The following is a 15,267-nucleotide window of genomic DNA, read 5'->3' on the forward strand; positions in this document are numbered from 1 at the left end:
GAGCACAATCTGCATTTCATCGGTCCGAAGGCCGAGCACATCCGGCTGATGGGCGACAAGATCGAGGCCAAGAAAACCGCCAGACGCCTCGGCATTCCCGTGGTGCCCGGCTCGGACGGCGCAGTCGCGCCCGGCGATGACGCCATGGCCATCGCGAAAGAGATCGGCTTTCCCGTGCTGGTAAAGGCGGCCGCGGGCGGCGGCGGCCGCGGCATGAAGGTGGCGCAGACGGCGCAGGATCTCGCGCTCGCGCTCTCGACCGCCGCGAACGAAGCCAAATCCGCCTTCGGCGACGCCTCCGTCTATCTCGAAAAATATCTTCAGAAGCCCCGCCATATCGAAATCCAGGTGCTGGGCGATGGCCGCGGCGGCGCCATCCATCTCGGCGAGCGCGATTGCTCGCTGCAACGGCGGCATCAGAAGGTGTGGGAAGAAGGCCCCTCGCCTGCGCTCGATGCGGCCCAACGCAACAGGATCGGCGGCATCGTCGCGAAGGCGATGCAGGAGATGAAATATCTCGGCGTCGGCACCGTCGAATTTCTGTACGAGGATGGCGAGTTCTACTTCATCGAGATGAACACCCGCATCCAGGTCGAGCATCCCGTCACTGAGATGATCACCGACATCGACCTCGTGCTCGAGCAGATCCGTATCGCCGCCGGCGGCGACCTGCCGATGACACAGGACGAGGTCCAGATCATCGGCCACTCGATCGAATGCCGCGTGAACGCCGAAAATCCCCAGACCTTCCGTCCTTCGCCAGGACAAATCAGGCAATACCATCCGCCTGGCGGTCTCGGCGTGCGGATCGATTCCGCGGTCTATCAGGGTTATGTCATTCCGCCCTTCTATGACTCCCTTGTCGGCAAGCTGATCGTCCATGGCAAAACGCGCGGCGAATGCCTGATGCGGCTGCGCCGGGCGCTGGACGAGATGGTGGTGGACGGCATCGAAACCACGCTGCCGCTGTTCCGCGCGCTGGTGCGCGAGCCCGCCATCATCGACGGCGACTACCATATCCACTGGCTCGAACAGTACCTCTCCGGCCAGCAGGGTGGCTGAGCAGGTCCCGACAAAAGGCTAAAGCCACCCCCGGGGAACCGATCGCGCCTCCGCGCGTTCGTGCCAGACTTGGGAGTTCTTGCCCCGGGGGAAAAGAATACCTTCGCAAGGCACGTTTTCGGTGGCGTCCGACGCCAGGTCGCGGCGCGCGATGGGCCAGATCCTGCTGCTCGCAGCGGGATTTGTCGTGCTGGTCGCGATCAGCGCGGCCTCCGTGCTGTTCGTGAACGAGGCGCGCAACGACAGCGCCTGGGTGGTCCACACCATCCAGGTCGAAAACCAGACCAACAAGCTGCTTCTGGAAATCCGCCGTGCCGAAAGCGCCGCGCGCGGCTACCTCCTGACCAAGGGCCCGGAATTCCTGAGCGACCATCAGGACGCGGTGGCGCAGATCATTCCCGAGCTCGACAAGCTCGCGCATTCGACCGCCGACAATCCGGTGCAGGTCGAAAACATCAGGACCCTCCGCACGGCGATCGAGACCCGGCTCGGCCAGTTCGCGCAGGAAATGAAGTTCGTCGAGCAAAACGAGCCGGAAAGGGCCACCGCGCTGGTGCGCGAGGCGGCCGCCAGCGACACGCTCAACACCATCCGCGATGCTGCAGCTGCGTTGCATGAGGAAGAAGACCGGCTGTTCGCGCTGCGCACCGCCAACGCGGATCGCAGCCAGAAGCTCGCCTCCACCGTCACCATCGCGGGCTCCGGCCTCGTCATCGCGCTTGCCGGCATCTCGATCTTTCTGGTTCGCCGCGAGAGCCGCGCGCGCGACGAGGCCGAGGCGCGCTTGCGCGACATCAACGTCAATCTCGAGGTGACCGTCGACGAGCGCACCGCCGATCTGCGCGAGGCCAACGACGAGATCCAGCGCTTTGCCTATATCGTGAGCCACGATCTGCGCTCGCCTCTCGTCAACATCATGGGCTTCACCAGCGAGCTGGAGGAATTGCGCGCGAATATTTTCCGGCGCATCGCCGCTCTCGCGCACGCGGTTGCCGAGCCAGTACCGGTGCTGGCGCCCGATCTCGAGCCCGAGCTCGGCGGCGAGGACGGGCAGCTCTCGGCGGATTTTTCCGAGGCGCTCGGCTTCATCAAATCATCGATCGCCAAGATGGACCGCCTCATCACCGCGATCCTCAATCTCACGCGCGAGGGACGGCGCCGCTTCGAGCCGGTCCGCATCGAGACGCGCGAGCTGATCGAGAGCATCGTGAAAACGTTGACGCACCAGGCCGTCGAAGCGAGAGCGGAAATCCACATCGCGCCGCTGCCGCCGATCGTCAGCGATCGGCTGGCGCTCGAGCAGATTTTCTCCAACCTGATCGACAATGCGATCAAATATCTGAAGCCCGGAGTTGCCGGCAAGATCGCCATTCGCGGGCGGACCAAACTTGGCTTTGCGGTATTCGAGATTTCGGATAATGGCAGGGGCATCGATCCCAAGGACCATCAGCGCATCTTCGATTTGTTCCGTCGCTCGGGAACCCAGGACAAGCCCGGACAGGGCATCGGGCTTGCGCATGTCCGCGCCCTGGTACGCCGACTCGGCGGAACCATGTCGGTTTCCTCAGAGCTCCACAACGGCAGCACCTTTACGATAACCCTTCCCATCCAGTGGACGGCCAACGCCCGGAACGCAGATTCATGAGCGCAACCACCCCCGTCACCATCATCATGATCGAAGACGACGAAGGGCACGCCCGCCTGATCGAGCGAAACATCCGCCGCTCGGGGGTCAACAATGAGATCCTGCCGTTCAGCAATGGTACAGACGCCGTCAAATACCTGTTCGGCTATGATGGAAGCGGGATCCATCACAACGGCCGGGCCCTCCTGATCCTGCTCGACCTCAATCTGCCCGACATGACCGGCATCGATATCCTGCGGCAGATCAAGGACAACAAATACCTGAAGGCGACCCCGGTCGTCGTGCTGACCACCACCGACGACTCCCACGAAATCAAGCGCTGCTACGATCTCGGCTGCAACGTCTACATCACCAAGCCGGTCAACTACGAAAGTTTTGCCAACGCCATCCGCCAACTCGGTCTATTCTTCTCCGTCATCCAGGTTCCTTCGGCTCCGACATGACCATTGCGACGCCCACGCTGCTTTACATCGAAGATGATGAGGCGCTGGCCCGACTCGTCGATCGCGGCCTGACCCGTCTCGGCCTTAGGGTCGTGCGTGCTGCGAGCGGCACGGAAGGCCTGGAGCGGCTGAAGCAGGGCGGCATCGACGCGATCGCGCTCGACCAATACATGCCGGGCCTCGATGGGCTGGAGACGCTGGAAGAGATCAGGGCGATCCCGGACGCTCCGCCGGTCGTATTCGTTACGGCTTCGCAGGATTCCAAGATCGCGGTCACTGCGCTGAAAGCCGGTGCAGCCGATTATCTTGTGAAAGATGTTCAGGGCGATTTCGTTCCGCTGTTGCACGTCGCCGTCACCAGCGCGCTGCGCCAGGCGGAGCTGGAGCGTGCGCGCGTCGCGGCGGAAGCCGAGATCCATGCCTCGCGCGACCGTTTCGCGGCGCTCGCCGCCGAGCGCGAGGTGCTGCTGCGCGAGGTCAATCATCGCGTCGGCAATTCATTGCAGATCATCGCCTCGCTGTTGCATTTGCAGGCGAGTTCCTCGCCACAGGAGGACGTCAAGGCGGCGCTCACCAACGCCATGGGGCGCGTCGCCGCGGTCGCACAGGTGCACCGCCGGCTCTACACGTCGCAGGACGTGAACAGCGTGCTGCTCAATCAATATCTGGACGCGCTGCTCGAGGATCTGCGCCGCTCGGCCGAAGGCAATCGCATGTCGCGGCTCACGCTGAAATCCGAGGCGATCGAGATCGATCCCGACCGCGCGGTCGCGATCGGGATCATCGTCAACGAGCTGATCATGAACGCGGTGAAATACGCCTATCCCGACGGCCCCGGTCCGATCGATGTCGAACTCCGCGCTGAGGGCGACGATCTCGTGCTGTCGATCGCCGATAAGGGCGTCGGCTTCGACACCAACCGCAGCGATCCGCGTTCGACCGGCATGGGCCAGCGCATCGTCTCTGCGATGGCGGCCAAGCTCGAGGCGAGCGTCGAGCGCGACCCGCGTCATGCCGGCACGCGCATCCTGCTGCAGTTTCCCCGCGCCAGGGCGCCCGCCGCGACATCCCAGGCCAGCGCCGCTGCCAAATAGCCCCTTCACGGAACCCTTCGAAGTGCCCCCTTCGCAGCGCCGGGTCCGCTTTGCTATCCTTTACCTGCCATGACCTCGCGCGACTCCGCCGCATCCGAAATCACCCCCGAAGTGCTGCTGCGTGCCTATGCTTGTGGCATCTTCCCGATGGCCGAGAGCGCCGACGATCCGACGCTGTTCTGGGTCGAGCCGGAAATGCGCGGCGTGATCCCGCTCGACGGCTTCCGCATCTCCTCGCGGCTCGCGCGCACCGTCCGCACGGACGCCTTCACCGTCACTGTCGATAGCGCGTTCAAGGCGGTCATCGCGGGCTGCGCGGCGCCGCAGGAAGGCCGCGAGGACACCTGGATCAACAAGCGCATCCGCGATCTCTATGGCGGGCTGCACACCCTCGGCCACTGCCACTCGGTCGAGGTCTGGCAGAATGGTGACCTCGCCGGCGGGCTCTACGGCGTCAATCTCGGTCGCGCCTTTTTCGGCGAGAGCATGTTTCATCGAGTCCGCGACGCGTCCAAGGTCGCGCTGGTGCATCTGGTGGCGCGACTGATCGCGGGCGGCTTCGAGTTGCTCGACACGCAATATGTCACCGAGCATCTGAAGACATTTGGCGCCGTGGAGATTTCGCGGCGCCGCTACACGGCGCTGCTTGACAAGGCGATCAAGGGCGAGCCAGCGGATTTCGGCCGATTACCGCCCGACAAGCCGATGTCAGGCGCAGAGGCGCTAGCGATCATCGCTGCGCGCGATGCGCGGATCTAGCGGAAGATACCGAACAGGCCACCCGGTTGCTGCCGTGGCGGGGGCGGCGGCGGAGGCGGAGGCGGCGCCTGCTGCACCTCCTGCTGACGCGGCGGCTGCGGACGGGGTGCCCTCGGCGGCGGTCGCTTTTGTGCCACCGGCGGCTTTTGCGTGACCGGGGGCGATGCCGGCTTCACCTCGGGCGCGGCTGTAACCACCGTCGTCTCCGGGTCCTTACAATCGGTCAGCCAGACATCATAGATCGGATGCTCGACGGCATGCAGGCCGGGGCTCGCTGCAAACATCCAGCCTGAAAAGATCCGCTTCACCTCGCCCTGCAAGGTGATCTCGTCGACCTCGACAAAGGCGTCGGTGTTGGCCGCTTCCGTAGCGGGCCGCGTGTAGCAGGCGTCCGTCTTCACGCGGAGCGCGCCGAACTGCACAGTCTCGCCGATCGCCTCGTCGAAATTGATGACGCGGCCAGTGATCTTGTCGAGGCCTGAAAAGCTAGCCTTCTTGTTGATGATCTTCTGCGCCGGCGGCTCCTGGACGATTTCGTCACCCGGCTGCAGGCTCGCCGGCGGCTGCGGCGTGCCGCGCGGCTGGCGCTGACCCGGCGGCAGGCCGGGAAGCGTGGGATTGACACCGGGCGGCGCCGCGGCGTTCTGCGGACCGCCCGGTTGCGGCGGCTGCACCGCGACTGGCGGCGGCGCATTCGGCGGAAGCGCCGTCGCCCCTGGTAGAGGAGCGAGCGGCTGCGATTGCACCCGACCAGGCAGGTTCGACATCTGCCCGGGGTAAGCCCGGTTCGGCGCGGGCAGCACCCGGCCCTGCGGCAGCGTCGGAACGTCCTCCTCCTCGTCCGGGGGCGGCTGATTGCCGCGGGGAATATTGGCAGGCGGCCGCGGGACGGGATCGGAAAAGATGGTGCCGATCCCCTGCGCGCGCGCGGGCGATGCCAGCGGGACGGCGAGACACAGCGCGATGGTGGCGATCGGGGCCGCAAGGCCCGCCAGGGCAATGGTTCGAAGCATCTCGCGCGGCTTTAAACGGGCGAATCGGGCTTGTTGATCATGGTACAGGGTACAGATTTTAACCGCCGCTCGCGGGAGAAGGGGTTAACACGCCGAATACGGCGGGGAAAGGGCGGCGCCTGCGACCGGCCCAGCTCTAGTCAGTTCCCGCCTCAGATGAAATAGTCCGTGAGAGCCGCTCAATCGCGCAAGATTTCGCGCACAACCATCCGGGATAACCGGAGCTTTCAGGGGAAATCACATGCCAGATCGCATCCGTCTGGACGGCCGGGTCGCCGTCGTCACTGGCGCAGCCGGCGTCATCGGCTCGGCGACCATCCGCCTCCTGGCCGAACGCGGCGCCAGGATCGTTGCCGTCGACCGAAGGCAGGCCGATCTGCACGCCGCGGTGAAGGAGCTGCCGGCTTCGGCGGAGGCGCTGGCCGTCGCCTCTGACGTGACCGAGGAGGATGGCGTCAGGGATTATGTCCGCGCCGCGGTCGACAAGTTCGGCGCCATCGACGTCTTCTACAACAACGCGGGTGTCGAAGGTGAGATCAAGGCCATCCAGGACTATCCACTCGAGGCGTTCCGCAAGGTGCTCGACGTCAACGTCGTCGGCGTCTTCCTCGGCATGAAATATGTGCTGCCGGTGATGTTGAAGCAGAACAGGGGCAGTATCATCAACACCGCCTCGATCGCCGGCCTGTTCGGCTCGCCACACATCGCCGTCTATAGCGCAAGCAAGCACGCAGTGATCGGGCTCACCAAGAGCGCGGCATGGGAATGCACCGGCACCGGCGTGCGTATCAATTGCGTCTGCCCCGGTCTGATCGACAGCCGCATGCTGAGCGCCATCTTCCAGGCCCGCGCCGGCGGCAATGCGCCGCCGCCCATGGACAAGATGGTCGAAAGGATCCCGGCGCGCCGGCTCGGGCAGGCCTCGGAGGTGGCCTCCATCGTCGCCTTCCTCGCCTCCGACGAGGCGAGCTATGTCTCAGGCTCCGCCTACACCGTCGATGGCGGCCGCACGGCTGCCTAGACACCGTCATTCCGGGGCGCGCCGCAGACGCGAACCCGGAATCTCGAGATTCCGGGCTCGATGCTTCGCATCGCCCCGGAATGACGAACAAACAACAAGAGGTCCTTCGCATGCCCGTCGTTCTCGATCCCGATGCCGCCGCCGTCTTCAAGGCCTTTCAGGAAGCCGGCCGTCCCGCCTACGAGACGCTGACCGCACCCGAAGCGCGCGCCTACTACATGGAGGCGCGGCTCGTCAGCAATCCGGAGCCGCCGGAGCTGAAGTCGGCCGCGCCGCTCGCAATCCCCGCCCCGCACGGCACCATCCCCGCGCGCATCTACACGCCGAGGACGCTGCGCCAGAACGGCGACGGGCTCGCGCCATGCCTTGTATTCTTCCACGGTGGCGGCTGGGTGATCGGCAATCTCGAAACCCACGATGTGGTCTGCCGCAAGCTCGCCCATGAAGGCGAACTGATCGTGATCTCCGTCGACTATCGCCTGGCGCCCGAGCACAAATTCCCCGCCGCCGTCGATGACGCCATCAACGCGACCCGCTGGATATCAGCCAACGCCAAACAGCTTGGCGTCGACGCCGCGCGCCTGATCGTCGGCGGCGACAGCGCCGGCGGCAATCTTGCTGCCGTCGTTGCGCTCGCCGCGCGCGATGCCGGCGGCCCGAAGATCGCAGCACAAATGCTGGTCTATCCCGCAACCGAATTTGCGCGAAAGCATCCCTCGCATCGCGAGCCCGAGACCTCGATACTGCTCACGCATTCGGTGATCCCGTGGTTCATGAATCACTATATGGGCGATGCCGACATCTCCGATTGGCGCGCCTCGCCGGCGCGAGCCGGGACGCTCGCCGGCCTGCCGCCGGCTTATGTATTGACCGCAGGCGCCGATCCCTTGCGCGACGAAGGCGACGAATATGCCGCGCGGCTGAAGCAGGCCGGTGTGCCCGTCACCTACAGGCACTTTCCCGGTCAGTTCCACGGCTTCTTCACCATGGGCAAGCTGCTCAATCAGGCCAACGTCGCGGTGACAGAGATTGCAAGATGGCTGAAAGGACTGGGTTGAACTTTTTGAGTTTTAGGCGAACTCAGGCAAAGGGGTCGCGAACGTCGATCGACAGGAATTTTCGGAAATCGCGATCATTGGAGTAAAGCGTCCGAACGCCATGCTGAAACAGAATCGCCGTCAGATGAGCGTCCGGAACAAGGTTTCCGCGGACGGGCGTTTCGCCGGTCACGTGCCTGTACGCGTCCAGGAAGCCATCCAATTCCGATACCGCGCGTACATGGGGCAGCGACAGTAGCGCTGAGATGTTTGCGAGGGCTTCGTCCGGCGAAAGCGGAGCGGAAAAAATGCGCGGGTGTGTCGCGATCCGCAGATAAGACATGAGCGTTGGCCAAGCCAAGCAAAGAACTTCTGGTCCAGCGGCGCAGGACTCCAGAAAGCGACGTGCCGTGGAGTAACGATCGGTCGATCTATCAGACGCGTACAGCAGCACGTTCACGTCGAGCGAATAGCTCACGGCTTGTCGGCATCCATCATCGCATAGACGGCATCCTTATCCGTCAAGTCCACCAGAGCCTTCATAGGCCGGGACGTCCAGCGCAGCGATGGCTTGGCGCGCGGCGGACGTCGGCTCGCCAGAGCTTCGGCGAGCAATTCGGAGACGATCGCACCTATTGATCTGCCTTCCTTTTCGTGGATGGCCTTCACCTCTCGCAAGATGGGATCGTCAATATCGATTGTAGTTCTCATGATGTGTGATGTTATATATCCTGGCATCAGATGTCAAACGTCGCTCTTCATTCGGGCCTGATATAGATTGTCGTTTCCTCTGCGGCTTGGGCCTGCATCCAACCACGAGAAAATCCGGGACATGTCCTCCTCCGCCGCGATCGCCCAGCACACGCTGCTTTCCTTCGGGCTGATCCTGGCGGTCGGCACGCTGGCCGCGTTTGTGGCGCAGAAGGTTCGCATCCCCGACGTCGCGCTGTTCCTGATCGCCGGCATCGCGCTCGGCCCGCATGCGCTGGGGCTTGTGACGATCCAAGCGGGGTCTGCGCAAAGCGAGGTCATCATGCTGTTTGGCGCGAGCTACATCCTGTTCGATGGCGGGGCGGCGCTGCGGCTTGAGGTGCTCAAGCAGGTCTGGATCACCATCGTGGTGATCGCGACGTTTGGCGTCCTCGTCACGGCCGCCATCACCGGCTTTGCGGCCCATCTGATCTTCGGCCTGCCGCTTATGGCCGCGCTGCTGCTCGGCTCGACCATCGCGTCGACCGATCCCGCGACGCTGATTCCGATCTTCCGTCAGATCAGGATCCGCGACCGCATCGCGCAGACGGTGCTCAGCGAGTCCGCCTTCAACGACCCGATGGCCGCGATTCTGACTTTCGCCCTGCTCTCGGCAGCAACCGGCGCCGGCCAATTCTCGCTCGCGCATTCGCTGCTTGCGCTGGTCGAGCAATTCGTGATCGGCATCGCCGCGGGCCTCGCCTTCGGCTATCTCGCCGCACTATTGATCGCCCATGAAAAATGGGCATTTCTCGCCGAATATGCGCCTGTCGTGACGCTGGTCGCGGTGATCGGCTCCTATTTCGCGGCAAGCGGACTGCACGCCTCCGGCTTCATGGCGGTGTTCGTGTTCGGCGCCGTGCTCGGCAACAAGGAGAGCTTCGGCTTCCGCATGGAGGCGGGCGAAGCGCAGAAGCTCGACGAGTTCGTGCTCACCACCTCCTTCATCATGCGGCTCTTCATTTTCATCCTGCTCGGCGCTCAAGTCGACTTCGCTTTGGTCCGCGCGCATGGCCTTGCCGCGGTTGGCGTGGTGGCTGTGCTGATGCTGGTGGCGCGGCCGGCTACGGTGCTGCTGTGCGCCCTGCCCGACCGCCGCGCGCGCTGGAGTTTCAGGGAAATGCTGTTCATGTGCTGGACGCGCGAGACCGGCGTGATCCCGGCCGCGCTCGCAGCCCTCCTGCTCGGCGCAAACGCCCCGGGCGCGCCGACGATCGCCTCCGTCACTTTTGTGGCGATTCTGATGACCATCCTGATCCAGGCGCCGACCACGAAATGGCTCGGGCGCCGGCTCGGACTATTGGACACGATGGGATCCTGATCCCATCGTGTCCAGCACCGGGTTCATTGCCTCTTGAAGCTCGTGATCGTCCTGGTCCCGCCCTGCTCGGTCACGGAATAGGTGATGTGGTTGCCGGCATGCAGGTCTTCCAGCGAAACGCCATCCTTCACCTTGAATTGCTGCGAGGTATCTGCGGTATTGGCGCCCACAGTGCCCTCCTGGATCGGCCGCACCGCGATGGTGTTGTTGAGCCGATTGACCACGGTCACTTGCCCGGTCTCTTGCCCGTTCTGCGCTTGGGTCTTGTCTTGAGCCAATGCAGCCGAATCTGACATGAGGAGGGTCGCGGTTCCGGCCAAAACCAACGTGGTGAGCTTCATGGCGGTCTCCCGGCTTTTGCTGTCTTGCGACAAGCCCAAGGGCTGAGCTTGGTTCCCTGCCAGCCATCAGGCCAACGACCGATCATATCACTCAGATCGAGAACACGCCAAAGCCGACGATGGCGTGCGTGGCACGCCAGAACCAGGTTCCACCGTCGCGCGCCGACTGCAGGCTGAAGAACCGCTGGTTCCAGAGCGGATCGTGGACAAAGTTGATGTTCTCGATCCTGAAATCCTGCTGGTGGCGTTTCCATTCGATCGCCCAGGCCAGATGGGCTTCCTCGAGCTGCTGGCGCAGCTTCGAGACCTCAATCCGATAAGGGATGGGAAAGAGAATCTGGAAGCTGATGGAAGTGCCGATCATCGCCCGATCTCGCCGGCTTGGCGGAGCCTATTCAATCAAACAGGTAAGCTCAGAGTCCGATTAAGCCAGCTCGAATTTGTTGCAACTTGACAGGATTACCCGGCCCTCGCTGCGCGGCGCAGCGATTGCGGCGGCTGGCCGAAGGCGCGGATGAAGGCGCGGCGCATCCGCTCGGGGTCGCGGAAGCCGGTCACTTCCGCCACGCGCTCGATCGCCTCGCTCGACGACTGCACGCGCGCCCGCGCCACCTCGATGCGCAGCCGCTCGATCGCCTTCGATGGCGTCGATCCCGTTTCGGCGATGAAGGCGCGGGTGAAATGCCGCGAGCTCATGCCGGCGCGCTCGGCGAGGTCTTCGACCGTCAGCTTCGCGTTGAGATGCTCGCGCGCCCAGGTGAGCAGCGGCCCGAACCGCCCGGTCGGCGCCTTCAGCTCAAGGAGCGAGGAGAATTGCGACTGGCCGCCGCTTCTGCGATGATAGAGCACGAGCTGGCGCGCGGTCTTCTCCACGACCGCCTCGCCATGATCCTCCGCCGCCATGGCCAGCGCGAGATCGATGCCCGCGGTGATGCCGGCCGAGCTCCAGATGTTGCCCTCGCGCACGAAAATCTGGTCGGGCTCGAGCTTCACTTTGGGATAGGTGGCAAGAAATTGCCGCGTCCGCTGCCAATGCGTGGTGGCGCGCTTGCCGTCGAGCAGGCCAGCCTCGGCAAGCACGAAGGTGCCGGAGCAGACGCTGGCGACACGCGTGCCGCGTGCGGCAACCGCTTTCACGAAGTTGATCGTGCATGCGTTACGCGCAGCGGCGTCGACGCCCTCGCCGCCGGCGATGATCAGCGTCGTGAGCGCGCTGGGTGAACCGAATTTCCTCGCCAGCATCTCCACGCCCGACGTGCTCTTCACCGGCCCCGGTTCGGCCGCCATCACCCGGACGGGTGTGTTGCTTCTGGCGTAGCGGCCGGCGATCTCGAACACCGAGATCGGGCCCGCCGCATCGAGCAATTGAAAATCCGGAAAGATGAGAATGCCAATCATGCTTTGGCCTCTGTCGCAAAATGAGGGAATTTAGCCATTTCGGACAGCAGGCAACCATGCCACGATGCACGCGTCAAGCAGTCATCGTCATGCCCGGGCTTGACGAGTTGAGTAGCAGCCCATTCGTCCCAAAAATTCTTGGAGGTCTCCATGACCGTGCCGCTTCAGATCGGACTGCTGATCTTTCCGAAAGTGACCCAACTCGACTTCACTGGTCCCCTACAGGTGTTTTCGAGCGTACCCGGCGCCAAGGTGCACCTGATCTGGAAGCGCATCGAGCCTGTCACCAGCGATTCCGTGATGATGCTGACGCCGACCACAACCTTCGCCGACTGTCCGCAACTCGACGTGATCTGCGTTCCCGGCGGCGCCGGCGCCGACGACCTCCTCAACGACGAAGACGTGCTCGACTTCCTGCGCAGGCAGGCGGAAGGCGCGAAATATGTGACATCAGTTTGCACAGGATCATTGGTGCTCGGCGCTGCCGGCCTGTTGAAAGGCTATCGCGCCGCCACGCATTGGAGCGCGATGGACAATCTCTCGGCCTTCGGCGCCACACCGACGAAGACGCGCGTCTGCACCGACCGCAACCGCGTTACCGGCGGTGGCGTCACGGCCGGTATCGATTTCGCGCTGACGCTGGTGTCGATGCTGGTCGACCGGACCACGGCCGAGGCGATCCAGCTCCGGCTCGAGTACAATCCGGCGCCGCCGTTCCAGTCGGGCTCGCCCGATACCGCGCCCGCGGAGGTGCTCGCGCGGATCAACGAGCGGATCGCGCAGTTCAAGGCCCGGCGGAAAGAGATGGTCGAGCGCGCCGCGACAAGGCTCAACGAAAGCGCCTGATAACCGAAGAGCTCGCGAAGGCTCACCTCTCCATTTGGGAGAGGTCGATTTGCGCAGCAAATCGGGTGAGGGCTTACGGTCTATCGTGAAAGCTGCGGCCCCTCACCCGGATTGCACTAGACGATGCTTCGCATCGCCAGGGGCAATCCGACCTCTCCCCGACGGGGAGAGGTGACCGAATGCGCGGCACGTTAATTCAACGCACATAGAAAAAGGCCGCCCGGCGTCCCGGACGGCCTTTCCTTTCCCACGGTGGCCCACATTGAACGGGCGATCTCAGAACCTCTGATGCGGGGGGCCTATCTCCCAGCCAAGCTCTGATCGGGGCCGCTGCTTACCGGGGCAGTCGCGATCCTGTTGCCCGGTCCGTCGCGATGGTCTCCCATCTCCGCAAGATGACCTTACTAAGCTTGACCCACGCGTAGGGCGCAACGACGCTCTGAACGCTATCCCCGTTGTCACCGTTATCCCCAACGCAGTTGCACAACCGCAATCCTGCACGCGCTCGCAGCAAGCCCCGCCGCACTCACTTGTGCTCCAGATGCCAGGAACCGTCCCAATCCTCCGCCGGAGGATTTTGCGCAAAGACCTCAAGACGCGCCAACAGCGCCGTCGACGGCCCGTCGGCGGGCGCAGCTTCGAGCGCGCCGGCAAAAGCCTTGCGTGCCTCGTCGACACGCCGCGCGCGGTAGGCGGCCAGCCCCTCGCCGTAACGCGTTCGCAACACGACCTGCGCTGCGGCGAGTTCGCCCTTCTTGCCCATGATCTCGTAGACGGTTTGCGGCTGCGTCTGGCCAACCACGACCAGCCGATCGATCTCGCGGAATTCGAGATCAGAGCCGCACATCTTTGCGGTCGCCTCCGAGATCAGGCAGCGGCAGCCATAGACCTTGTTGGCGCCCTCGAGCCTCGAGGCCAGGTTCACGGTGTCGCCCATGACGGTGAAGCTCATCATGAACTCCGAGCCGATCGTGCCGACCAGCGCGTCGCCGGTGGCGATTCCGATCCTGATGTCGCAGTCGGCAGGGATCGTCCGCACCCCGAGATGCTCGGGCAATTCCTTGCGCAGCGTCGCGACGCGGCCGATCATGTCGATGGCGGCAAGGCAGGCGAAACGCGCCTGCTCGGCCTCCTCGATGAACGGAGGTCCCCAATAGGCCATGATGGCATCGCCGATATACTTGTCGATGACGCCCCGATGGGCGTTGATCGGCTCGGACATGGTCGAGAGATAGAGGTTCATGATCTTGACCAGGCCGCGCGGCGTGACGCCTTCGGACAGCGTCGTGAATCCCTTCATGTCGCAGAACATCACGGTCATGACGCGGCGCTGGCCTTCGGTCACAGCAGCGACGGACTGATCAAGGAGCCCTTCGGCGATCCTGGGATCGATATAGCGGCCGAAGGTTTCTCTGAGGCGCTGGTTCTGACGCAATCGCTCGATCATGCGGTTGAACGCCGCCGAGAGCTGGCCGATCTCGTCGCGCGTCGTCACTGCGATCGGCTGGTCGAGCCGGCCGGCCTCGACCTCGCGCGTCCCTTCGAGCAGCCGCAGCACGGGACGCGTGATGCCGCTGCCGACCATCATCGCGAACACGAAGCCGAGCACGGCGGCGATCGCCGTCACGATGGCCGAGACCAGGATCGCCTTCCGCTGCTCGCCGATGACGGTTGCGGCACTCGCCCGCACCTGCGCCAGCATGTCGGCGCGGATGCCGTCGATCTTGTGGTTGAATTCGTCGCGCAGCACGTCCGCTCTTGCAAGCGTCCGTCTCGCCTCGTCGAAATTGCGTGCATCGAGCTGCCGCACTGCCTGGTCGTTCCGCGCGGCGAGGCGGCGGCGGAGATCGTTCATTGCCGTGTCGATGCGATCGTCGAGCCGTCCGAGCGCGGCGTTGTCCGACGGCGTCGAGGTGTCGGCGATGATTGCGTTGATGAGCTCGCGCGCCTTTTCCGCCTCCTCCTTGACCTCGGCATCAAGCGCCTGAAAGGTCTTCAGATGCGCGGCATAACTCGCTTCATCCGGCGGATTTTGCTCCTTCTCGACGATCATCTGCCGCAACGCCAGGGCTCGCTGCAGTGATTTGGTATTCGCCCGCGCCAGGTGGCCATAGGCGGCGACGTACCGGTTGGCGAGCTCGTCAAGCAGGTTCCCGACCCTTGCCGCCATCACCATCGACAAGATCGAGGTGACGACCGCAAGCACGATCAGCCCGGCGGCGATGCCGACGATCTTCTGCTTGATTGATTTGCGAAACATCGAGTGGGCTCGGGCTTGCGACGGCGCACAATGACGACTTTTCGTGGCCGGCGAAAGCTACGCCGGTTCGACACCGTTAATTGCAGGTCGCAACCCGCCCGGCGTTCTTGCCGGCGAACTTGTCCAGCGCACCGAGGCCATCACCCTTCACGCAGCCCACGCGGGCGCCAGGTTGAAGCCCAACAGCTTGTTTCGAAACACAAATAGTTGTGTTCCAAGCGCCACACACAGACAGATTTGTCCACGACATATTGACCCCAAGCACGTGGCCTCCCCT

16 protein-coding genes are annotated in these 15,267 nt (G+C 63.9%); 9 read left to right on the top strand and 7 right to left on the bottom strand.

Annotated features, from left to right (window positions below):
* The 5 genes from VKR55_RS10840 to aat form a co-directional block, all read left to right on the top strand.
* Positions 1–1,062 (top strand): ATP-binding protein (locus VKR55_RS10840; RefSeq protein ID WP_324402711.1); only part of this gene is annotated, 1,062 nt, incomplete at its 5' end.
* Between the two features lie 151 nt (positions 1,063–1,213).
* A complete protein-coding gene (locus VKR55_RS10845) occupies positions 1,214–2,707 on the top strand; it encodes a sensor histidine kinase (RefSeq protein WP_414642337.1) in 1,494 nt (497 codons plus the stop codon).
* Positions 2,704–3,150, top strand: a complete 447-nt coding sequence (locus VKR55_RS10850; protein WP_324402715.1) for a response regulator — start codon at positions 2,704–2,706, stop codon at positions 3,148–3,150. Before VKR55_RS10845 ends, VKR55_RS10850 begins: the two co-directional genes overlap by 4 nt.
* Positions 3,147–4,244 (top strand): sensor histidine kinase, encoded by a 1,098-nt coding sequence (locus tag VKR55_RS10855; RefSeq protein WP_324402717.1) that lies wholly within the window; start codon positions 3,147–3,149, stop codon positions 4,242–4,244. The genes VKR55_RS10850 and VKR55_RS10855 overlap by 4 nt, the downstream gene beginning before the upstream one ends.
* A gap of 69 nt (positions 4,245–4,313) precedes the next feature.
* Complete coding sequence (gene aat, locus VKR55_RS10860) at positions 4,314–5,003, top strand: leucyl/phenylalanyl-tRNA--protein transferase (RefSeq protein WP_324402719.1); 690 nt, start codon at positions 4,314–4,316, stop codon at positions 5,001–5,003.
* Here the strand turns inward: aat and VKR55_RS10865 are convergent.
* Positions 5,000–6,016, bottom strand: coding sequence for a DUF2155 domain-containing protein (locus VKR55_RS10865; RefSeq protein ID WP_324402721.1), 1,017 nt, complete (start codon positions 6,014–6,016; stop codon positions 5,000–5,002). The genes aat and VKR55_RS10865 overlap by 4 nt on opposite strands.
* A gap of 241 nt (positions 6,017–6,257) precedes the next feature.
* On the opposite strand from VKR55_RS10865, the gene VKR55_RS10870 reads away from it, so the two are divergent.
* Complete coding sequence (locus VKR55_RS10870; protein WP_324402723.1) at positions 6,258–7,037, top strand: SDR family NAD(P)-dependent oxidoreductase; 780 nt, start codon at positions 6,258–6,260, stop codon at positions 7,035–7,037.
* Between the two features lie 110 nt (positions 7,038–7,147).
* The gene (locus VKR55_RS10875; protein WP_324402725.1) at positions 7,148–8,095 is read left to right on the top strand and encodes an alpha/beta hydrolase; all 948 of its coding nucleotides are present in this window, start codon (positions 7,148–7,150) and stop codon (positions 8,093–8,095) included.
* A gap of 22 nt (positions 8,096–8,117) precedes the next feature.
* Here VKR55_RS10875 and VKR55_RS10880 read toward each other — a convergent pair whose 3' ends face one another.
* Both VKR55_RS10880 and VKR55_RS10885 read right to left on the bottom strand, forming a co-directional pair.
* A complete protein-coding gene (locus VKR55_RS10880) occupies positions 8,118–8,552 on the bottom strand; it encodes a TA system VapC family ribonuclease toxin (RefSeq protein WP_324402727.1) in 435 nt (144 codons plus the stop codon).
* Positions 8,549–8,785, bottom strand: coding sequence for a hypothetical protein (locus VKR55_RS10885; protein ID WP_324402729.1), 237 nt, complete (start codon positions 8,783–8,785; stop codon positions 8,549–8,551). The genes VKR55_RS10880 and VKR55_RS10885 overlap by 4 nt, the downstream gene beginning before the upstream one ends.
* Positions 8,786–8,906: 121 nt before the next feature.
* On the opposite strand from VKR55_RS10885, the gene VKR55_RS10890 reads away from it, so the two are divergent.
* Entirely contained in the window at positions 8,907–10,145 is a 1,239-nt protein-coding gene (locus VKR55_RS10890; RefSeq protein WP_324402732.1) for a cation:proton antiporter, read from the top strand.
* Between the two features lie 23 nt (positions 10,146–10,168).
* Here VKR55_RS10890 and VKR55_RS10895 read toward each other — a convergent pair whose 3' ends face one another.
* The 3 genes from VKR55_RS10895 to VKR55_RS10905 form a co-directional block, all read right to left on the bottom strand.
* A complete protein-coding gene (locus VKR55_RS10895) occupies positions 10,169–10,486 on the bottom strand; it encodes a copper-binding protein (protein WP_324402734.1) in 318 nt (105 codons plus the stop codon).
* 91 nt (positions 10,487–10,577) lie between these two features.
* Complete coding sequence (locus tag VKR55_RS10900; protein ID WP_324402736.1) at positions 10,578–10,850, bottom strand: hypothetical protein; 273 nt, start codon at positions 10,848–10,850, stop codon at positions 10,578–10,580.
* A gap of 95 nt (positions 10,851–10,945) precedes the next feature.
* Positions 10,946–11,884 carry a GlxA family transcriptional regulator gene (locus VKR55_RS10905; RefSeq protein ID WP_324402738.1) on the bottom strand — a complete coding sequence of 313 codons (939 nt, stop codon included), beginning with the start codon at positions 11,882–11,884 and terminating at the stop codon, positions 10,946–10,948.
* 150 nt (positions 11,885–12,034) lie between these two features.
* On the opposite strand from VKR55_RS10905, the gene VKR55_RS10910 reads away from it, so the two are divergent.
* Positions 12,035–12,730 carry a DJ-1/PfpI family protein gene (locus VKR55_RS10910; RefSeq protein WP_324402740.1) on the top strand — a complete coding sequence of 232 codons (696 nt, stop codon included), beginning with the start codon at positions 12,035–12,037 and terminating at the stop codon, positions 12,728–12,730.
* A 526-nt stretch (positions 12,731–13,256) separates the two neighbouring features.
* On the opposite strand, the gene VKR55_RS10915 is transcribed toward VKR55_RS10910, so the two are convergent.
* Positions 13,257–14,990: an adenylate/guanylate cyclase domain-containing protein gene (locus tag VKR55_RS10915; protein ID WP_324402742.1), complete on the bottom strand. Its 1,734-nt coding sequence runs from the start codon at positions 14,988–14,990 to the stop codon at positions 13,257–13,259.
* Positions 14,991–15,267 lie beyond the last annotated feature (277 nt).

The organism is Bradyrhizobium sp. (assembly GCF_035309285.1).
Classification (GTDB): Bacteria; Pseudomonadota; Alphaproteobacteria; order Rhizobiales; family Xanthobacteraceae; genus Bradyrhizobium.